This window comes from Acinetobacter colistiniresistens (assembly GCF_000413935.1).
Taxonomy (GTDB): Bacteria; Pseudomonadota; Gammaproteobacteria; order Pseudomonadales; family Moraxellaceae; genus Acinetobacter; species Acinetobacter colistiniresistens.
In genome coordinates this window covers 178,897-199,143 of sequence record NZ_KE340381.1, presented here as the reverse complement: position 1 = coordinate 199,143, position 20,247 = coordinate 178,897, and the positions used below count along the sequence as shown (strand labels likewise).

Sequence of the window (20,247 nt, the reverse complement as noted above, 5' to 3'; positions counted from 1 at the left end):
CATATATCTACAGATGAATTGGCAGGGGCGGCTGGATTCGAACCAACGGATGCCGAGATCAAAACCCGGTGCCTTACCACTTGGCGACGCCCCTAACAGGTAACTTTAAAATGTCTTAGAGGTGATTCTGCTAAACTGTTGACCAAGTAAGCTTTACAAGGCGCGTTTTGCAAAATTTGCTCTGTATCCATTTCATCGGTTACTTCAGTAAAAACACAAGCACCTGTACCTGTAAGCTTTGCTAGACCAAACTGATCTAAATACTGCATTGCTTCTTCTACTTCAGGGTATAACTGTCGAGCCAGAGGTTCAAAGTTATTTCCAAAATTAGAAGGTTCTATCTGATAGGCGCAAAATGTAGTGATCTTAGAATCTCTTGTCAATGTTTTTTGCGAAAAAAGCTGTTGAGTGCTGATAAAACAGTCAGGTTTTAAGATTATGAATTTTTTTTGAGCTAAGTCTATGAATGATAAATGTTCACCGATGCCTTCGGCCCATGCATTTCGGCCTAAAACAAAGATGGGAACATCAGCACCTAGCTGCAATCCATAATCGGCCAATTGCTGTTCATTTAGATCGCATTGCCAGAGTTGGTTGAGTACGATCAAGGTGGTGGCGGCATTGGATGAACCACCACCGAGACCTGCGCCCATTGGAATATTTTTCTCAATTTTAATCTTCAAGCCACAGATTTTTTTTGCATGTGGCTTGAGTAGTTGTGCTGCACGATAGATCAAGTTCTGTTCGATCTGTACTTCTACCAGCCCTTCAATTTGAATATGTTCTTCTGAACATGGCTCAAAAGTCATCCAGTCATATAAATCAATCAGTTGAAAAATGGTTTGTAACTCATGATAACCATTGTCACGACGGCCTGTGATATGTAGAAATAAATTCAATTTGGCTGGGGAAGGCACTCTAATCATAAAAGAATCTAAATTATCGGTTTTGAATGACCATTGTAATACGGTTTTCTTTGCCATCTGCAAGCGCTTGCTTCAACAAAAGTTTATTCGGGAGGTTTTGCGCATCGTTATAACTAAAATCAACAGTCCAGCCATCTTCAATCAGTTGTTTCAGGCGATTGTTTTCATCTTTGCTAATTTGTGCATTTTGAGTGGCTGGCTTGGCTTGTACCCAGTAGGCAAGATGCATAATTGGGGCTTGCCAACCGGTGGCTTTTTCAAGTAATTCCTCTGGGGTTTCGGCGGTAATCAAGCCCGTTTTGGCGCTATTTAAAGTGACTTGACCAGATCTGCCTTCAATTTGGGTTTTACCTACGCCTAAAATGCCCGTCAGCTCAATATCAAATTGTTGTTGTTGCTGTACCCATGTAAAAAAAGCACTACCGGATTGTTGTGGGGTACGGACACCGATTTTGCCTTGTAAGCTAAAGTTATTTTCATCTTGTACTTGTGGTGAGACCAGCACTTTATTGGGCTGGCTCAGATGTTGGCAGCCTGTTAACAATAAAATACTGCTGCTACATACGGTGATGCATAACTTTGAAAACAAGTGCATGGTTTAACTCTTTTTTACGGTGATGGGTAAGATTAAGCTATCGAGTTGTTGTAATTGTGGGGCATTGGCATGTTTTTGTTTTAATTGCTGTAACACCTCGCTAAATTGCGTGAGTGCGCCTTGCATATACAAGGCTTTGGCATAACGAATCCCGATATTGACGTTTTCACTTAATGAATAGGCTTGCCCTAAGACTTTGGCGGCGGTATCAAAATCATTTTGCAGGAAGGCAATATAACCTAATGTATCGAGAATAGAGGCTTGCTCAGGCGCATAGTCGAGTGCCAGTTCTGCGTACTTGCGGGCTTCTTTGAGACGGCGGTTTTGCAGCGCCAATGTATACGCATAAGCATTCAGATAGGTCGGACTGTTTGGTTCAATGGCTAAAAGCTGCTTTAAGGTTTTGTCTAATTTATCCCGATCTGTATAAGGATCGAGTAACAATACCTCGGCATAAATTAATTCAGGGTCATCCGGCAAGCTTTTAATTGCTTCATCTAATAGTGCTAAAGCAGCCTTTTTATTATCCATCTTCTTTAAAATATCAGCCTGTGCCTGATACAAGAAGCTCGCATGTTGTGGATAGTTGACCCGTTCCTGCGTTAAGAAGCGTAAAGCATCATTTAACTGTCCCTGTTTTTCAAAAATTGAAATCATATTGCGGCGGGACACGATATAGAGACTACCATCGACCAGACGATAATAGGCTTTGGCAGTTTCATAATGCTGTTTGCGTTGCGCATTAATCGCTAGATAGTAATAGGCTTCATTCTGATATTTTGCCGAGGAACGCAAATCAACTAAATATTGTTCAGCTTTTTCGTATTGCTTTAAATCAATGCTGGTCAAACCAGCAATAAACAGGGCTTCTTCGGCCTTGGGATGATCCTTGATGATTTCTTCTAGTTTATCTAAGGCTTCTTGCTGCTGGTTAATTTGAATGTAATAACGTGCTTCTGCCATTCGAACATCCACATTGCCCTTGTTTTTGCGACTTGCTTGAGCAAACCATTTTTTGGTTTCCTCATCATTACGCAGAGCCATCAGGAGATTGGCTTTCATTAAAATAAAACTAGTGGATTTTGAACGTTTGCGTAAGGCTTGATTGATATTATTCAGTGCCTGTTCATATAAACCATCTTGGGCTTCTAAACCTGCAATCAAGGCCAGAATGGAAGGGTTGTTTCGTTCTTCACTGGCGCGCAGTGCATTCAGCAGAATTTCCCGATCTTGGGCTTGTTCAGGGGCAATCCCAACCAAAATCTCCTCGAGATCAGCAGTTGGATCAATATTTAAAATTTTATCTAATGTCTTTGCTGCCAACTCATATTCATGAGTTTTAAGTGCAATATGCGATAAATAAAACAGCGCAGGAACATCTTTGGGTTCCTGTTCGACCCAATGTGTGGCAATGTTTAATGCTGATTGTAAGTCATTGTATTCTAGAGCGATATCTAAAGCACGCTGTTTAATCGTGGTTGAATTGCTGCGAATCGCAAGTACAGTATAATTGTGTAGTGCTGTTGCAATATCATCATAAGCAAGGGAAAATTCAGCGACCATGCTCTGTTGCAGGGCATGCTCAAAGCTCTTCTCTGCATACATGTCGTGTATTGCTTGTGCAGAGACATAAGAGCTCATGCTACCTAACAACAAGATTGTGGTAGAATACCGTCTAATCGTCTTGCCGCTAAAAAGGGTACGGCGATATAGCTGACGCAATTTTTATTGATCCAAAGTAATGCTTTTTATGACACCGATGTTGCACAATAACATAAATTTAGCGAAATGATGATCTGATATGTCTTTCTTTGCATTGGGCGTCAACCATCAAACAGCTTCTGTTGAACTTCGTGAACAAATTGCTTTCAACGCAGAGCGATTAGCTGCGCTATTGCTTGAACAAAACCAACATTCATCGCTGAATGATTTGGTGGTGGTGTCTACTTGCAACCGTACCGAAGTGTATGCCATGACAGAAGATGCTGAGAGCGTTCTGAATTGGCTGGCCCACGTGAATAATATTGATGTAAAACAGTTAATTCATCATGTTTATCGTTACGAGAATGCCCAAGCGGTTACACATTTGATGCGTGTAGCCAGTGGTTTGGATTCGCTAATGCTGGGTGAGCCGCAAATTTTAGGTCAGGTTAAAAGCGCCTTGGCCTTGTCCAAAGATGCAGAAACTGTTTCACCTGAACTGAACAGTGTTTTTGAATATGCCTTTTATGCAGCGAAGCGTGTCCGCTCCGAAACTTCGGTGGGCAGTCATGCTGTTTCAATGGGGTATGCCGTTGCGCAATTGGCATCACAAGTGTTTAGCCATACCGAAAAACTGACGGTGATGGTGGTTGCAGCAGGCGAAATGAACAGTCTGGTTGCTAAACATTTGGCAGAAATGGGCGTAGCAAAAATTCTGATTTGTAACCGTAGTCGTGAACGTGCTGATCTATTGGCGCAAGAAATTGCCCATCAGGTTGAGGTTGAAATCATTCCTTTTGCTGAACTTCCACAAAATTTGCATCGAGCGGATGTGGTCTCTAGTTGTACAGGTAGTTTGCATCAAGTGATTGAATATTCAGACGTTAAAGTTGCCCTGAAAAAACGCCGTTATCAGCAGATGTTGATGGTCGATTTAGCCGTTCCACGTGATATCGATCCGAAAGTGGAATCATTGGACAACGTCTATTTGTATGGTGTTGATGACTTACAAAGCGTGATTGATGAGAATCTGGCACAACGTCGTCAGGCAGCGGTTGAAGCTGAAATCATGGTCAATCAATTGGCAACCCAATTGATGACCCAGCAAAAGGTTAAAGAGGCCAGTGGTACCATTCAGGCTTATCGTCAGCACAGTGAAGAAGTCAGCCAAAAAGAGTTGGCACATGCTTTGGAATCATTGCAACATGGTCATGATGCAGAGCAGGTGATGCAAGAGTTTGCGCATCGTCTGACGCAAAAACTGATGCATCCCACTTCGATTTTACTCAGAGAAGCCGCTAAAGCTGAAAATCCAGATTATTTTGAATGGCTACAGCAACATCTGCAAGATGTGTTTGAACATGAGCGTAAGCCACGCCAGTAATGGTCATCAAGACAATAAACGCAAACTAATCTGTTTGGTTAATTCATTTAGTTGTTGACGTAAATTACGTGACTCAATCAAAGAAATTGGCGATTTGAGCTTTAAGCGTAAATACTTTTCTTGCAATCCCAACGCATATTCTTTCGCCAGTTTATCTGCAATTTCAGGTGCTTGGGTTAGTGATTGAATATTGGTTCGTTGCATGATATCTGCCAGTTCATGGCTATAACTGCTACATGCACCGAGTACATAATAGGTCGCCAATTCCTGATCATCAGGTAAGTCATCAAACACAATGTTTAGTGCCGCCAGAATCTTGGCCAACAGCTCATTTTGGTCGATCACCGCACGAAGTTCTTCAAAATGGATATAGAGGAAGGGATGGTGCATTAAAATTGCCACTGCAAAATCTTCATCTTTGGTCTGAATGTTAAAAGACAATGAGGCATCATGGCTGATTTGTGGGGTAAAGCGTTTGCCTAGACCGAGTTTTTCTCGGAAAGACTGGCTCAGCAAATAACGAAATGAGCCGTGTTTGGGCAACAGTTCGGTTAATTCGCGTAGTTCACCCATGACCAAGCTTTTGCCTTCGGGGGTACTAACATCATGTTGTCCAGTCAAGTGTGCAAATACAAAGTCTGACAGGAGCGGCGCCTGTTGTAATAATTTTTGGAAGTTTTCTAAACCTTCTCGACGAATGAGAGAGTCAGGATCATGTTCATTGGGAAGCACAAAGAATTTTAATTCACGACCATCATTGAGTAATGGCAGGGCAATTTCCAAGGTGCGACGTGCCGCTTTTTGACCTGCAGCATCCCCATCAAAGGCAATGGTAATTCGAGAATTTTGTTTAAACAGGGTGGTTAAATGATCGGCATTACTGGCGGTTCCCAGCGTTGCCACAGCGCCATTAATCCCATATTGCTGTAAGGCAATCACATCCATATAGCCTTCAACCATTAACCAGTCATTGGCTTTGAGTTTACGGCCTTCGTATAGTCCATACAGGAGTTGGTTTTTGTGGAATACTTCCGAGTCAGGTGAGTTGATATATTTGGGTTTGATCTCATCATTTAAGGCACGACCACCAAAGCCGACCACACGACCTTTATGGTCACGAATCGGGAAAATCACCCGTTCACGCAGCAAATCGAAGTCTCGACCACTGTCACTGGAACGGATCAGGCCAAGTTGTTTTAAACCTTCAATATCTTGCGGAAAAGCTTTTTCTAAATGTTGCCAGTCTTCAGGGGCATAACCCAAACGCCAAAATTGAATGGTCTGGGTGGATAAGCCACGCTGTTTGAAATAGTTTTGCGCTTTTTGGCTATTGGGCAGTTGACGCTCATAAAACTGAGCCACATTTTCCAACAGATCGTAGAGATTGCCTTCCTGTACCTGCTCATCCACAATACTGAAAGAAGGATCGAACTGGGCAAAAGGATCATCCATATAACGATCCATATCGACAAAATGCCCGTCGATGAATTCATCGGTTGTAGTTGCTGGTGGCGCAGGATTCTCTGTGGCAGGTTTGGCTATTGCTTGAGGTGCTGCCACTTGTTGAGGACTGCGTTTATAGGATAGCTTTTTATTGTCTTGATTATCTTTAGGTAACTCGATGCCGGTTTTATTCGACAGCTCTTTCATCACATCGACAAAGTTACGGCCATCAATATCCATCAAGAAACGAATGGCATTGCCGTTGGCCTGACAACCGAAGCAGTGAAAGTACTGCTTATCACGATAAACATGAAAAGAGGGCGATTTTTCCTGATGGAATGGGCAACAACCCGAATAAGTACGTCCCGTCTTTTTTAACTTCACACGTTGACCGATCAAATCGACAATGTCGGTTCGATCTAAAATTTGATCAATCGTATGTTGTGGAATTGCCATATGTATTTAACCATTTAAGACGGGGAGTAGCACATTGTTGCATTGCAAAAATGTCAGGAATCATTGTTGCATAAAATAAAAAACAGGCAAGGAAGACTTGCCTGTTTGATGTATCAGATGATTGCAAATTAGTTTGCAGCATCATTCTCCGATGAGTTATTTGCTTCAGGTTTATCTAACAGACCAAAACTTAAACGGTTTTTCCAGCTTGGTTTGTTGGCAGTGGCTGGAGCAGATGTTTCTGGTGCAGCAACAGGTGCAACTTGCTCTGTTTCTGGTTTGTCCAGTAAACCAAAGCTTAAGCGGTTGGTTAAACTGCGCTGTTCAGGAGTGCTTGCTGTTTCCGCCTTGGTTTGTACCGTTTTTGATTCGCGGCCCAGCAAACCTAAAGTTGCACGATTGACCCAGCTACCTTCTTTACGTGCTGCACGTAAATTCACTTCACCATTTGATTTGACCAAGTTTGGATAATTAAGTTTTAAAATCTCAATATATTGTTGAGAGGTCGCTTGATCGCCCAATTTTTGATAGCTATAAGCCAAGGTTGCTAAAGCTTCTGGCGTTTGTGGTGTTTGCGGATAGTGTTCAATCACCCATTGCGCACGTTCCGCCGCAGCCAACCACGCTTTACGCTCGATGTTGAAACGTGCAGCATTCATTTCACTTTCAGCAAGTTCCTGACCAATAAATTTCATGCGCTGTGCCGCATCGACTGAATATTGGCTGCTCGGGAAACGGCGAATCAGGTCTACAAAGTTTTGGTAGGCCAGTTTGACATAGCTCACATCACGATGAGATTGTTGCAATGACGTATAACGAATCAAGCTGTCATAATTTAGTTCCATATTGGCTACGCCGCGAACATAGTAGGCATAATCAACATTTGGGTGCTGCGGATTTAAACGAATGAAACGATCAGCCAGCGCAATCGTACCTTCATAGTCTTTTTGCTTGAATTTCGCGTAGAGAAGCTCAAGTTGAGCTTGTTGTGTATATTGCCCAGTAGGATAATACGTATCTAAAGCTTCAAGTGATTTAACCGCATCGGTATATTGATTACGCTCAAGCGATTTTAAGGCTTTGTCATAATAAACTTGTTCACTTGATTGTGGTCCTTTATCAACCACTTCTTTCTTACTTGGATTGCTGCTACAGCCCACAAATGCAGACGCTACACCTAAAGATAGTGCAAGCACCGTAATTTTATAACGTGGTAGCGACATAAAAACTCCTCTGTTATTCTGGGCAATGAGCTACAATGGTGCTATTAAACCATTTTTGTACCGATCATCAAATGACTTCAGCACAATCTTCCAATTCAAACTTCTCTGAAACAGATTTCTTACTCGAAGATTCTGTCGATGCAGATAATCATAATTCCGACTCAACTGCAACACGTTTATCGTTGCAAATTCAACTTGATGAAAACTATTTAGGTCAACGTATTGATCAGGTTGCTGCATTGGTTTGGAGCGAATTTTCTCGTGAAAAACTCAAGCAATGGATGAAAGATGGCCATCTGTTGGTAAATGGTAACATTGTTAAGCCAAAGTACCGTTGTGAAGGAAATGAGTTATTAACACTCGATGTTGAACTTGAAGCACAAACTTCAAGCCAGCCTGAAAATATTCCATTGAATATTGTTTATGAAGATGACGATATTATTGTCATCAATAAAGAAGTAGGCATGGTGGTTCATCCTGGTGCGGGGAATCCAACAGGAACTTTAGTGAATGCCTTGCTTTATCATGCACCTAAACTGGCCGAGCTGTCTCGTGCTGGCTTGGTGCATCGTATTGATAAAGACACCAGTGGTTTACTGGTGGTTGCAAAAAATCTTGAAGCACAATTCTCACTCAGTAAGCAATTGGCTAAGAAAACGGTTTACCGTGTTTATGATTTGATTGCCTATGGCAACATCATTGCGGGTGGCACCATTGATGAACCGATCAAACGTCATCCTGTGGATCGTATCAAAATGGCGATTTTACCGGGCGGACGTGATGCGGTAACACATTACAATGTAAAAGAACGCTTCCGTGACTTTACTCGCGTTCAGGCACAGCTGGAAACAGGCCGTACTCATCAGATCCGTGTACATTTTAGTTATCTAGGTCATGGTTTGGTGGGCGATCCTGTATATGTCAACCGTGTACGTTTCCCTGCAGGCGCTTCAGAAAAATTAACGGATATGTTGCGTAGCTTTAAGCGACAGGCATTGCATGCCGCGAAGTTGGGGCTGGTTCATCCACGTACAGGTGAAGAAATGATGTTTGAAGCACCATGGCCAGAAGACTTTACCCAATTGGTTGAAGTCCTACGTAGTGAAAATGAAGCCTATTAAGTAAAGCTTTACCTCTCTAAATCTCCTTCCTTAAACGGAGGTAGATTTTCTTGAATTCAATGTCTTAGAGTACCTTAAATTCCCTCACCTTTTAGGCGAGGGTTAGGGAGAGGTTGACGGTAGAAAATATAGCTTAGGAGATATTTATGGAATTTGTACAAGGTCTACCGAAAGGGGTCTATGTAGCACAAACGCGGATTGAACATCCTCAGAGCATTACAACATCGAATCAGAATCTATCAGGATTTAATTTGGCTTTGCATGTCAATGATGATGCGCAACGTGTTCAGCAACATCGCATGTTATTGCTGAATGAGTTATCTACATTCGGTGTAGATAAAATCACATGGATGACGCAAACACATAGCACCATTTGCCATACCGTCAATGAACAGATTCCATTTATTGCCCTTGAAGGCGATGGTCTGGTCACCCAAAAAGCAGGCCATGCCTTAATGATGATGACGGCTGATTGCTTGCCTGTGGTGTTGGGCAATGCCGAAGGGACGGAAGTTGCCAACCTACATGCTGGTTGGCGTGGCTTGGCCAATGGGATTATTGAAAATACAGTGGCTGAAATGCAATCTCAACCAACATGGGCATGGTTAGGTGCGGCCATTAGCCAACCCTGCTTTGAAGTCGGTGCCGAAGTGAAAGCGGCTTTCTGTGACAAATATCCTGAATTAGCTTCGGCATTTATTACAGGTCAAGTGGAGGGTAAATACCAAGCTGACTTATATGCAATCGCTCGTTTTATTCTCAATCGTTTAGGCGTCGAGACTGTTTTAGGTGGTGATCAATGTTCGTATCAACAGACCCAAGACTATTTCTCTTATCGCCGTGATGCCAAAACGGGACGGATGGCGAGTTTGGTGTTTATGCAATAAAAGCACGCTTGGTATGCTTGATTCGCCTTGTGGCATTTAAAAATGTTAAACTTGATCCAATTCATTGGTTTTCAAATTCTCCATGTCTGTGATTGAGCAAGTAAGTTCCCAAGTTAAAGTTTGTGTGGTTTATCATAGTCCTTATGGACATACGGCCAAAGTTGCGCAATACATTGCTCAGGGGGCAGAGCAGGCGGGTGCTGAAGTGCATCTACTCTCTGTGGCTGCGCCACAATGGGATTTGCTCGATCAGGCCGATGTGATTGTAATGGGTTGTCCCACCTATATGGGAAGTTTAACCTCAGCTTTAAAACAGTTTATGGAAGACTCGTCTAAACGTTGGTTGGCGCGGAGCTGGCAAGGTAAGCTGGCAGCGGGTTTCACCAATGGCGGTGGTCTCAGTGGTGATAAACTGGCAGTATTACAACAGATTAATTTATTTGCGATGCAGCACGGCATGTTATGGGCAGGCTTACCTTTTATGCCGACAGGACGAAGTCCTTCGGATATTAACCGTATGTCGAGCTTTTTAGGATTGATGACCCAGTCTGACAATGCCAGTGTAGAAGTCACTCCACCTGAAGGAGATCTGGAAACTGCGCGCAAGTTTGGGAAATATTTGGCCGAGTTACGGTTAAAACATATTTCTATTTAATTAAGCATAATAAAAAAACCTCCAATTGGAGGTTTTTTTATTACTTATGCAGCATACGCGATTTATCACGTTGCCAGTCACGGTCTTTTTCAGTGGCACGCTTGTCATGTAATTGCTTACCTTTAACTAAGGCAATTTCGAGTTTGACCAAATGGCCTTTCCAATAACATGCCAAAGGTACGCATGAATAACCTTTTTGATTGACTGCACCCAAAAGCTTTTCCAACTCACGACGAGAAAGTAGCAATTTACGCGTCCGCGTTGCTTCTGGAACCACATGGGTTGAGGCAGACAATAAGGGTTGAATTTGTGAACCAAGTAAAAAAGCTTCACCATTTTTAAAAATGACATAGCTTTCAGTTAAGCTCATACGCCCAGCGCGCAGAGATTTTACTTCCCAACCTTGTAGGGACATGCCTGCTTCAAATTTTTCTTCGATAAAGTAATCGTGGCGCGCTCTTTTATTTTGAGCAATCGTGCCACCATTATGTTTTTTTACAACTGTTGCTTGCGCCATAATTTAAACTTCCACAATTGGCTCTATTGTGCCGTAAAACGCAACCTTTTTCCAATGTTTAGGAATTTCGCATTTAGAGCCAGCATTTGTTAAAATACACGCCTTATCTCATTAACTAGAGTACACCGCATGTCTAAAACACGTGTGATTTATCCGGGGACTTTCGATCCAATAACCAATGGACATGTCGATTTGGTTGCAAGAGCATCAAAAATGTTTGATGAAGTTGTGGTTGCAATTGCGATTGGTCATCATAAAAATCCAGTGTTTAGTTTAGAAGAGCGTGTTGAATTAGCAAAAGCATCATTGAGCCATTTGAACAATGTCGAATTTGTTGGCTTTGATGGCCTATTGGTCAATTTCTTCCGTGAACAGCATGCAACAGCGGTACTCCGTGGTTTAAGAGCAATCTCAGATTTTGAATATGAATTTCAACTGGCCAATATGAACCGTCAGCTTGATCCACATTTTGAATCAGTATTTTTAACTCCATCTGAGCAATATTCATTTATCTCCTCTACGTTGGTGAGAGAAATTGCTCGTTTAAAAGGTGATGTGACCAAATTTGTGCCTGCCGTTGTGGTTGAGGCCTTTGAACGTAAACATCAACAAGGTTGGTAGCGTGTCCTTATATATTACAGATGAATGCATTAACTGTGATGTCTGTGAACCTGTATGTCCCAATGAAGCCATCTATATGGGTGAGCTGATTTATGAGATTGATCCTGCACTCTGTACAGAATGCATTGGTCATCATGATCAACCACAGTGTCAGTTGTTTTGCCCCGTTGATTGTATTCCGCTCGATCCGCAACATGTCGAATCGCATGATGATCTGATGGCGAAATACAAAAAATTGACTGCGCAAAAAAATACGAGCAATTAACGGCGAACTTTGATAAGATGCGCCACGAAGTGGGCCGGACGGTCGCTGCTGTGGAGGTCTCCGTGACTGAAACAGGGGAGGAAAGTCCGGGCTTCATAGGGCATGGTGCCAGGTAACGCCTGGGCGGCGAAAGTCGACGGCAAGTGCAGCAGAGAGTAGACCGCCTCATTCGTGAGGTAAGGGTGAAAGGGTGCGGTAAGAGCGCACCGCGTGTCTGGTAACAGTTCACGGCAAGGTAAACCCCACCAGAAGCAAGACCAAATAGGAATCCTGAGGCACGGCCCGTGCTGGATTCGGGTAGGTCGCTTGAGCGTATGAGTGATTGTACGCCTAGAGGAATGATCGTCCTCGACAGAACCCGGCTTATAGGCTCACTTCTCAAATTTTTTAAAATTGTGCTTGACGTGTGTATTGAAAGTTAAGATAATGCGCCCACAGTTTTCGGCTATGTAGCTCAGTTGGTTAGAGCACCGCACTCATAATGCGGGGGTCACAAGTTCAAGTCTCGTCATAGCCACCATTTTATAGACCACGCTCCTGCGTGGTCTCTTTTTATCTGTAGTTTTTATAATCTTCAAAACAATCTTTTTGATGCGAAGTTTTCTGGTTATTTTTATTCAAATCAAAGCCCGATCATGACTAAATTTCGTGGTTGAAGTATAGATGTGTTGAAATTTGATCAATTAAAGATTAAAAGCCTAAAAACTGTTCATATGTTCTATATTTTCAAGGCGATAGACTTGACCCATTATGCGGAACACTAGATAATGCGCACACAGTTTACGGCTATGTAGCTCAGTTGGTTAGAGCACCGCACTCATAATGCGGGGGTCACAAGTTCAAGTCTCGTCATAGCCACCATTTTAAAAACCACGCTCCTGCGTGGTTTCTTTTTATCTGGATTTTGCTCGAAAAAAATAATGCATCAGACATGCAAAAGCCTGTAAATGAGTTATTCATTTACAGGCTTTATTTTTTATAGATGCTTTTCGATGGCGGCTAGGGTTTGTGGGCTTTCATAGAACGGTTTGAGGATCAAAGTAATGATCGGTTCTAATACGCCGTGCTCATCTAATGCTTTTACAACTTTGGGATAGAATCGTACGGCTTCATTTAGCAGGTCGGTTTCTTCTAAGCCAATTGCCGCGAACACATCGGCTAGGCTTTCATCTTTATAGAAGTCATAAAACACTTTAACACCGTATAAGATTAAATCCTGTATGAAAGTGGACTGGCGTAATTCTTTCCAGTACTCATAAATCATGACAAAGAATTCTTCCACATCTAGTGGTGTCACTTGTTTGGTGTATTCGGATAGGGGCTGAGCTTTATTATCATCCCAGATATTGCGGGCCAGACTCTCAAGATCATCATCAGAAAGTAGGCTGAGATCGACTAATTGTTCTTGAATGAAGCGACCAATACTCTCTTCAATTTTTTGTTCAATCCGTTGTTGCTGGCGATGTGAGAAGCTTCTGAGCTTATGTTGCCATTCATATTTACTTTCAGAAATACGTTCTTCATTCGATTGAGCAAACAGTTTTGGTAATTTATTTTGTAGTGTTGTGGTGGCAATGTATTGGCACAGTTGCTGAATAGAAGGGCTATCTTTTAAAAATTGATTTAAATAATGGCGGATATTTTCCAGCTCTAAAAACTTGGACAGCCACATTTCAAACTGGTGGTCGGAAAATACATCTTGTAATTGTGCCGAGGATTGTAATGAAAAGACATGCAGTCTTTGAGCAATTTCCCCAATAAATTCTAATAGGCCTGCACCAAGTTGCATTTCAAAAGCATAGCGTTTAACCACAGCCTGAATTTGCGCGAGTTCAACCACTTCTTTGAGTTGAATATTGGGTGCATGTTGAAGAAACAGTTGAATAAATTGCTGAAAGAAATCAGCGGAGAGTTGAGTGCTAAGTTGGTTTTTGTAAAATGAAACTTGCTCAAGCATCATTGCTTGAGCAAGTAATTGTGACTTTTCAGAAACAATTTTTTCAGTCATTCGCGGTCCATCCGTTGACGATAGGATAGCGTCGTTCGCGACTGAAGGCACGCGAACTAATACGTGGCCCAATCGCGCCCTGACGACGCTTGTATTCATTACGATCAACCAGGCGAATGACTTTCTCGACCACTTCGGCTTCGTAGCCTTTGGCGATAATGTCTGCTTGGCTGAGATCTTCCTCAATATAAGCATATAAGATGGCATCAAGTACATCATACGCAGGTAGGGAATCTTGGTCTTTTTGATCTGGACGAAGTTCTGCCGATGGCGGACGTGTAATCACACGCTCTGGAATTACAGGCGTTTCTTCTAGCGTATTACGGTATTTTGCCAGTTCAAATACAATGGTTTTATACACATCTTTGAGTACAGAGAAACCACCGACCATGTCACCATACAAGGTGCAATAACCTACTGAGATTTCAGACTTGTTGCCAGTAGAAAGCACGAGGTTACCAAACTTATTCGATAAACCCATCAATAAAGTACCGCGAGTACGCGCTTGTAAGTTTTCTTCTGTCGCATCAGCAGGCGAGTTACCAAAGAATGGGAACAAGGTTTGCATGAAGCTATTCACGATCGGGTGAATTTCTGCAATACCAAAAGTCACGCCCATGCGACGGGCTTGTTGAGTCGCATCTTCGACACTCATTTGTGAGGTGTAGGTATATGGCATCATCACGGCTTGGACTTTCTCAGCACCAATTGCATCAACTGCAATGGCTAGGGTCAAAGCAGAGTCGATCCCACCAGATAAGCCTAGAATCACACCAGGGAAACCTGAGCGCTGTACATAATCACGTGTTGCCATGACCAGCGCTTGGTAAATTTCAGCAAAAGTTTCTAAGGCTGGAATCGAATCAGTTGTTTTGTATTGCTTTTGCTCAGTATCGTATTCAGCATAAGCCAAAGCTTCTTGGAAGCTTGGAATTTGTAATGCCAATTGACCATCATGATTGCTGACAAAACTTGAACCATCAAAAATCAAATCATCTTGTCCACCGACTTGGTTGACGTAGATCAGATTGAGATTCAACTGTTTTGCCAGTTCATTTAAGGTCTGGATACGATGTTGCGGTTTACCTACTTCATAAGGTGAAGCATTTAAGACCAGTACCGTTTCAACATTCAGTTGACTGAGTTGTTTGACAGTATTCAATGACCAGACATCTTCGCAAATTAGCACACCGAACTTGTGACCTAAATATTCAAACACAAGGTGTTGATGGCCTTCTTGGAAGTAACGCTTTTCATCAAACACGCCATAGTTAGGCAAGTTGTGTTTGTTATAAACCCCTAAAACCTGCCCGTCTTTCATTACTGCGGCAGAGTTATAGCGATGACCGTCCTCAGTTTGGTGCACAAAACCGAACACCATGAGGATATCTTTGACTTCGCTGAGTTGAGCAAACGCTTTTTGAGTGCGTTTTTGTAGATTTGGGCGAAGTAATAAGTCTTCAGCAGGATAACCTATCGTAGAAAGCTCTGGGAAGATGATCAAATCAGCCTGTTGTTGTTTCGCTAAATTTGCTTGCTCAACCATCTTTTGAGTATTTGCATCAATATTGCCAATGTGCGGAGAGAATTGAGCAAGGGCAACTTTAAAATTTTTCATTCAAACCTAGTCCTGAGTTTTAACAAGTTCTGATATACAAGTTTCTGATTTATATGGGTATAGTTATTAAAAACAAGTGTATATCATGGCGCCAAACATTTTATATCTTAAAGAAAAATGACAAGTTTACTAATATATACTAAATGCGCATTTTTCTGCGTAAAAATAACAAGTTTTTCTGTATAAAACAGCAACATTTCTCAATATTTGCGTGATTATGGTGCGTAATTGTGAATAAATTGAATAGCATCATAGCAAGTTTTTTTCATACCATTTTTACATCTGGGTATGACGTATCGATTACAACAGTTGTGGATATTACAAAAACTTGAGAAAAAATAATCACTTTCTATATTTTTTATTGTATGGGAATGAGTGAAACACTTGTACTTTTTTAAAAATATAGCGTATTCATGGGTTTATATATGATTTGAGTGTTTTTTATACCGTTTGTCGGGAATATCTTTACGACACTTGAGTGCACATTTGTGCACTGCTATTATCCTAATTAATGTGAACAAGCGTACACTTTGATGTAGATCCAGTGTACTCAAACACGAAAATAAAGAGGTAACAATAATGTCAGTTTTATTATTTCCTGTGATTGCTTTTGGATTGGCTGTTGTCGTTGGCCGTGTAGGCACCGTAATGTTCCAAGAAAAAGATCAACAAGTTTAATTGATCATTCAATTTTGATGTATGGATTGATGAGGTAAAGAAGATGTCAGTTTTATTATTTCCTGTGGTTGCGTTTGGTTTAGCAGTGGTTGTTGGTCGTATTGGTACAGTCATGTTCCGTGAGCAAGACCAGCAAGCTTAAGCTGATTTGTTAAATAGTCATTTAAATAAAGAGGTACGAAATTATGACTTCAACGATTTTATTGCCTGTAATCGCCTTGGGTTTAGCTATTGGTGTTGGGCGTATAGGAACCATTGTTAAGGATGCGATGCGTGTAGAATTTACGACTGATATGGATGATAGTCATGAACACCCAATTGAAACGGGTAAAGGCACTGCTGCATAAGTTCCAGTGTGAATTACTTACTTAAAAAGCCCTGTAAATATAAATTACGGGGCTTTTTAGTTTTTGAGGATAATATTGGGAATCCTGTTCAAAAAAATATCGCGTGCAATATCACCCTGCTGCTCAATGTTATAACTAGAAAACGCTTTACCTTGGATCAAGTGATATTGATAAGGGTTATATTGTTTAAAGCTGAGGTAATAGCCTGCCTGAAGGATTGCACCTTTGACAATCACATGTGTGTGTTGTTGAAACTGTAAAACATGCGCCAGTTCGTGAATAAAAATTCCTTGCAAGGAGAGGGAGCAGGTTGAGTAGTCCGAACTGAAATATTTTTGATGAACGAACAGGTTGCCATTCGGTGCCATAAAAATATTGACAGGTTGCCAAGGTAAGTAGGGGATGTTAAAGATTTTGACTTTTGTATAATCAATTAAATGACCAAAGACGCGACACGCCATTTCGATTTCACCAGACGTCAAACCACGATATTGGAATTGATTCATTTTGAGATAAAAGATTAAGCTGGAAATAAAGCGGGCTTTTAATCTTTGTATAAATGCTGGAAATGCTTTGATCATTTAAGCTTTAAGTATTAAAAACTGAGATATACCGTTTATTTTAGAACAAAAATACGCCGTAGGAAGGATGAATTTTGATATGTGAAGCATTCAATCAATGTTTTTTTTCACTCTGCTGGATGAGCAGTGCGTCTTATGCGGATTTAGATATCAAGCATTATAAAAATTGTACGGGTTTTCCCTTAGTGGAGTTGAATGGTCATTCCAAGCTTGTCCTTCCAATCATTGATTCTTATCAAAATCATCAATATCACTATTCAGCAGTCTTGGATCGATTTGAAACCGAAATGACACAGTGTTTTGTAGTCGATAATAACCGGAAAGTGATTTTAGATACGATACCGAGTCTGATTTCAAATAGTTGTAGTGGGCAATGGGATAAAAAGAGTAAAACGCCGCTATGGATGGCCGATATTGGTGGTGGCAAAGACGGAGTTGAGTATTTTCCTTATTTACCTTCGGAACAATTAAAACAGGTCCATAAAAGTGAAGTATCAGAGATCAGGCAAATTATTAAAAGCATTGACTGCCAATTATCGACTTATCAAAAACAGGATGCAGTTGAGCTAAATGATGCTGCATTTTTTCTCTATCAAATGGGCTACTATGATGATTCCTTGAGGTTGTTAAAGCATGTGATAACGTTGGATCCGAATCGGACCGTGGCTTATTTAAATCGAGCGGATGTCTATTTTGCTTTAAAAAATCTAGGTCAAGCCAGAAAAAATTACATGATCTATGCAGATCAAATGAAAAAGTCAGGCTTATCAAATAAAGTGCCGTTAAGAATAAAGCAATATTTATGATCTGATTGTCAGAATATCTATACACAGATCAATCCTTGGTTGAGCAAAGAAAGATGAAAAAAACTGTTTTGATGTGTCTATTTTTATCTGTGTGCGTACAGGCCTATGCAAGTAATGAATATTACTGTTTTGCTGATGGCAAAAAATCAATTTTATTGGTTTCACCAGAATATCAAAAGATACAGTCGATTAAGTATTATCCCTATCTCAAAAATATCAAGCTTTCTGTGCCAGTCCATATTGAGGAAGTTGAGGTAGAGAAGTTTGCTCAGCCTGAGGTTTATAAAACCATGAATGAGCTGATTGATGGCAAAGTAACGGGGCAATATACCTTTGTGTCACAAGGCTATATTCTTTATGGCGCAAGCTATCGTAATTTTAAAACAAAAAAAGAGACTCACTTTCAGCAAGTGTCTTTAAACTTGAAGGGGATAAGCTGTTTGTAGTTTGGATTGGGGTTAATGCTGTAGTCTAAGCTACAGCATTAGAAAAAGAACAGTGCTGTTGAGTTAAAACTGAGGTTTGACCACGACTAAAATCACCACCGCAAACAAGATCAGGGTTGGCATTTCATTGAAGAAACGCCAGAACTTATGCGATTTATAGTGCGCATTGCCAATCAGTTTTTTACGGTAATAACCACAGACAAAATGGTAAATCACTAACAGACCTACCAAGCCGACTTTGAGATAGAACCATAATGCCTCATGGTAATGTCGGGTTGCATCACCCCAGTCAACCAGAAAGTGGGCGGTAATGAGTGTGGCAATCATAGATGGCCACATAATCCCGCGATACAACTTGCGTTCCATCACTTCAAAGCGTTGATGACTGACGGCATCTTCGCTCATGGCGTGGTAAACAAAAAGACGTGGTAGATAGAACAAAGCAGCGAACCAACACACCACGGCAATAATATGTAATGCTTTTACCCACAAAAAAGCATCAGAAGGTGCATCCATTGATCATCCTACTCAGTGGGATTAGGCATCCCACTTCTTGAAAATAAGGCAAGCATTTACGCCGCCAAAGCCAAAACTGTTACTCATGACAGTATTCAGTTTTGCATCACGTTTTTCAAGTACAATATCGAAACCTTGCGCACCTTCATCCAGCTCGGTCACGTTGATATTGGGTGCAATAAAGTCATTTTGCATCATCAATACCGAATAGATGGCTTCCTGTACACCCGCGGCACCAAGACTATGACCTGTCATTGATTTGGTTGAGCTGAGTGGCGGAACCTGACCTTCACCAAATGCACGCTCCATAGCTTTAAGCTCAGTCACGTCGCCTGCAGGTGTAGATGTACCATGCGTGTTGACATAGTCGATCTGCTCTACACCATGCTGTTTAGCTTCGTCCAAGGCCATGATGATACAACGTGTTGCACCTTCACCACTTGGTGCAACCATGTCTGCACCATCACTATTTGCAGCATAGCCAATCACTTCAGCTAAAATGTTGGCACCACGAGCTTGCGCATGTTCGAGTGATTCAAGCACCACGAAACCACCACCACCTGCAATGACGAAGCCATCACGATCTTTTGAATATGGGCGTGAGGCAGTTTCAGGTGAGTCGTTGTATTTTGAACATAAGGCACCCATCGCATCAAACAACAAGCTTTGTGACCAATGGTCTTCTTCACCGCCACCGGCAAGCATTAGATCTTGTTTACCCAGTTGGATCAGGTTGTAGGCATAACCAATGGCATCGGCAGACGTTGCACATGCGCTGGTAATCGAATGAGCGATCCCTTGAAGTTTAAAAGCAACACCTACGTTTGCGGTAATGGTGTTACTCATATTACGAGGAACAAAGAACGGACCGATTTTACGTGCGCCTTTTTCTTCTAATAATTTCACCATTTCGGCAACAGAAGCTGTTGAGTTCCCACCACTACCACCCGCGATACCGTAGCGAGGATTGTTGGCCAAATCTTCTTGTTTAAGTCCGGCATGTTCTACTGCTGCAACTGCTGCGTTGTAAGCATACATTGCACATACGCCCATAAAGCGTTTGAGTTTGCGGTCAATGCCATCAAAATCCTGTTCAGCAGCTGCGCTGACATGGCTTTTGAAATTCAATTCTGCATAAGTAGGGTTTAAACGTGTTCCTGAGATTCCATTTTTTAAAGAATGAGTGACCTCTTCTAAAGAGTTACCGATACATGAGTTAATGCCCATACCAGTGATTACAACACGTTTCATTTACAGATCCCTTTTCTGATAATACTAAGCCTTGCGCATCTCGCTACGAATACAAATCAGGAGAAAATAACGATTAAAATGGCTTATGAGTGAATGACACCATAATAGCAGAAAGGTTTTTTATTTCTTATGGCAAATTTTATGACTATTTCCAGTTGTGTAAATATTCGTAAATATTGCTGCTGTTGTGACGAAACGTAAT

20 protein-coding genes, 3 tRNA genes and 1 other RNA gene are annotated in these 20,247 nt (G+C 41.5%); 12 read left to right on the top strand and 12 right to left on the bottom strand.

Going from position 1 to position 20,247, the window contains the following annotated elements; translation table 11 throughout:
* Positions 1–19: 19 nt before the first annotated feature.
* From F907_RS04535 to F907_RS04550, 4 genes are all read right to left on the bottom strand, one after another.
* Positions 20–94 (bottom strand) — tRNA-Gln (locus F907_RS04535).
* A complete protein-coding gene (gene ispE / locus F907_RS04540; RefSeq protein ID WP_032862335.1) occupies positions 93–926 on the bottom strand; it encodes a 4-(cytidine 5'-diphospho)-2-C-methyl-D-erythritol kinase in 834 nt (277 codons plus the stop codon). The genes F907_RS04535 and ispE overlap by 2 nt, the downstream gene beginning before the upstream one ends.
* 13 nt (positions 927–939) lie before the next feature.
* Entirely contained in the window at positions 940–1,521 is a 582-nt protein-coding gene (gene lolB / locus F907_RS04545) for a lipoprotein insertase outer membrane protein LolB (RefSeq protein ID WP_016652869.1), read from the bottom strand.
* 3 nt (positions 1,522–1,524) lie between these two features.
* On the bottom strand, positions 1,525–3,243 hold the full coding sequence (locus F907_RS04550) for a tetratricopeptide repeat protein (RefSeq protein ID WP_016652868.1): 1,719 nt from the start codon (positions 3,241–3,243) through the stop codon (positions 1,525–1,527).
* A gap of 79 nt (positions 3,244–3,322) precedes the next feature.
* On the opposite strand from F907_RS04550, the gene hemA reads away from it, so the two are divergent.
* The gene (hemA, locus tag F907_RS04555) at positions 3,323–4,606 is read left to right on the top strand and encodes a glutamyl-tRNA reductase (RefSeq protein WP_016652867.1); all 1,284 of its coding nucleotides are present in this window, start codon (positions 3,323–3,325) and stop codon (positions 4,604–4,606) included.
* Between the two features lie 6 nt (positions 4,607–4,612).
* Here hemA and F907_RS04560 read toward each other — a convergent pair whose 3' ends face one another.
* Together F907_RS04560 and F907_RS04565 are read right to left on the bottom strand one after the other, a co-directional pair.
* The gene (locus F907_RS04560; protein WP_016652866.1) at positions 4,613–6,505 is read right to left on the bottom strand and encodes a DNA primase; all 1,893 of its coding nucleotides are present in this window, start codon (positions 6,503–6,505) and stop codon (positions 4,613–4,615) included.
* A 128-nt stretch (positions 6,506–6,633) separates the two neighbouring features.
* A complete protein-coding gene (locus F907_RS04565) occupies positions 6,634–7,728 on the bottom strand; it encodes an outer membrane protein assembly factor BamD (protein WP_016652865.1) in 1,095 nt (364 codons plus the stop codon).
* 71 nt (positions 7,729–7,799) lie between these two features.
* Here F907_RS04565 and rluD point away from each other — a divergent pair, with 71 nt between their 5' ends.
* From rluD to F907_RS04580, 3 genes are all read left to right on the top strand, one after another.
* The gene (rluD, locus tag F907_RS04570) at positions 7,800–8,849 is read left to right on the top strand and encodes a 23S rRNA pseudouridine(1911/1915/1917) synthase RluD (protein ID WP_010590145.1); all 1,050 of its coding nucleotides are present in this window, start codon (positions 7,800–7,802) and stop codon (positions 8,847–8,849) included.
* Positions 8,850–8,995: 146 nt separating this feature from the next.
* Entirely contained in the window at positions 8,996–9,736 is a 741-nt protein-coding gene (gene pgeF / locus F907_RS04575; protein WP_016652864.1) for a peptidoglycan editing factor PgeF, read from the top strand.
* Positions 9,737–9,818: 82 nt separating this feature from the next.
* Positions 9,819–10,391, top strand: a complete 573-nt coding sequence (locus tag F907_RS04580) for a flavodoxin family protein (RefSeq protein WP_016652863.1) — start codon at positions 9,819–9,821, stop codon at positions 10,389–10,391.
* 40 nt (positions 10,392–10,431) lie between these two features.
* Here F907_RS04580 and smpB read toward each other — a convergent pair whose 3' ends face one another.
* Positions 10,432–10,908: an SsrA-binding protein SmpB gene (gene smpB / locus F907_RS04585; RefSeq protein WP_005273327.1), complete on the bottom strand. Its 477-nt coding sequence runs from the start codon at positions 10,906–10,908 to the stop codon at positions 10,432–10,434.
* A gap of 129 nt (positions 10,909–11,037) precedes the next feature.
* On the opposite strand from smpB, the gene coaD reads away from it, so the two are divergent.
* The 5 genes from coaD to F907_RS04605 all read left to right on the top strand — a co-directional run bounded on the left by coaD (position 11,038) and on the right by F907_RS04605 (position 12,655).
* Positions 11,038–11,529, top strand: coding sequence for a pantetheine-phosphate adenylyltransferase (gene coaD / locus F907_RS04590; protein ID WP_005273330.1), 492 nt, complete (start codon positions 11,038–11,040; stop codon positions 11,527–11,529).
* A 1-nt stretch (position 11,530) separates the two neighbouring features.
* On the top strand, positions 11,531–11,794 hold the full coding sequence (locus F907_RS04595) for a YfhL family 4Fe-4S dicluster ferredoxin (RefSeq protein WP_004655229.1): 264 nt from the start codon (positions 11,531–11,533) through the stop codon (positions 11,792–11,794).
* Positions 11,795–11,820: 26 nt separating this feature from the next.
* Positions 11,821–12,176: RNase P RNA component class A (rnpB, locus tag F907_RS18270), an RNA gene on the top strand.
* A 61-nt stretch (positions 12,177–12,237) separates the two neighbouring features.
* Positions 12,238–12,314: transfer RNA gene (locus F907_RS04600), tRNA-Met, on the top strand.
* Between the two features lie 264 nt (positions 12,315–12,578).
* A tRNA-Met gene (locus F907_RS04605) sits at positions 12,579–12,655 on the top strand.
* 115 nt (positions 12,656–12,770) lie between these two features.
* On the opposite strand, the gene F907_RS04610 is transcribed toward F907_RS04605, so the two are convergent.
* Complete coding sequence (locus F907_RS04610; protein ID WP_016652862.1) at positions 12,771–13,802, bottom strand: hypothetical protein; 1,032 nt, start codon at positions 13,800–13,802, stop codon at positions 12,771–12,773.
* Positions 13,795–15,420 carry an NAD+ synthase gene (locus tag F907_RS04615; protein WP_016652861.1) on the bottom strand — a complete coding sequence of 542 codons (1,626 nt, stop codon included), beginning with the start codon at positions 15,418–15,420 and terminating at the stop codon, positions 13,795–13,797. Before F907_RS04615 ends, F907_RS04610 begins: the two co-directional genes overlap by 8 nt.
* 863 nt (positions 15,421–16,283) lie before the next feature.
* On the opposite strand from F907_RS04615, the gene F907_RS19045 reads away from it, so the two are divergent.
* The gene (locus tag F907_RS19045; protein WP_005239251.1) at positions 16,284–16,445 is read left to right on the top strand and encodes a hypothetical protein; all 162 of its coding nucleotides are present in this window, start codon (positions 16,284–16,286) and stop codon (positions 16,443–16,445) included.
* Between the two features lie 56 nt (positions 16,446–16,501).
* Here the strand turns inward: F907_RS19045 and F907_RS04620 are convergent, their stop codons facing one another.
* The gene (locus F907_RS04620; RefSeq protein WP_016652860.1) at positions 16,502–17,026 is read right to left on the bottom strand and encodes a hypothetical protein; all 525 of its coding nucleotides are present in this window, start codon (positions 17,024–17,026) and stop codon (positions 16,502–16,504) included.
* Positions 17,027–17,145: 119 nt separating this feature from the next.
* Between F907_RS04620 and F907_RS04625 the strand changes: the two genes are divergently transcribed.
* On the top strand, positions 17,146–17,832 hold the full coding sequence (locus F907_RS04625; protein ID WP_016652859.1) for a tetratricopeptide repeat protein: 687 nt from the start codon (positions 17,146–17,148) through the stop codon (positions 17,830–17,832).
* 53 nt (positions 17,833–17,885) lie between these two features.
* Complete coding sequence (locus tag F907_RS04630; protein ID WP_016652858.1) at positions 17,886–18,278, top strand: hypothetical protein; 393 nt, start codon at positions 17,886–17,888, stop codon at positions 18,276–18,278.
* A gap of 63 nt (positions 18,279–18,341) precedes the next feature.
* Here the strand turns inward: F907_RS04630 and hemJ are convergent, their stop codons facing one another.
* Both hemJ and F907_RS04640 read right to left on the bottom strand, forming a co-directional pair.
* Entirely contained in the window at positions 18,342–18,794 is a 453-nt protein-coding gene (hemJ, locus tag F907_RS04635; protein ID WP_004655209.1) for a protoporphyrinogen oxidase HemJ, read from the bottom strand.
* A gap of 21 nt (positions 18,795–18,815) precedes the next feature.
* Positions 18,816–20,045 (bottom strand): beta-ketoacyl-ACP synthase II, encoded by a 1,230-nt coding sequence (locus F907_RS04640; RefSeq protein ID WP_005273351.1) that lies wholly within the window; start codon positions 20,043–20,045, stop codon positions 18,816–18,818.
* Positions 20,046–20,247: the final 202 nt, after the last annotated feature.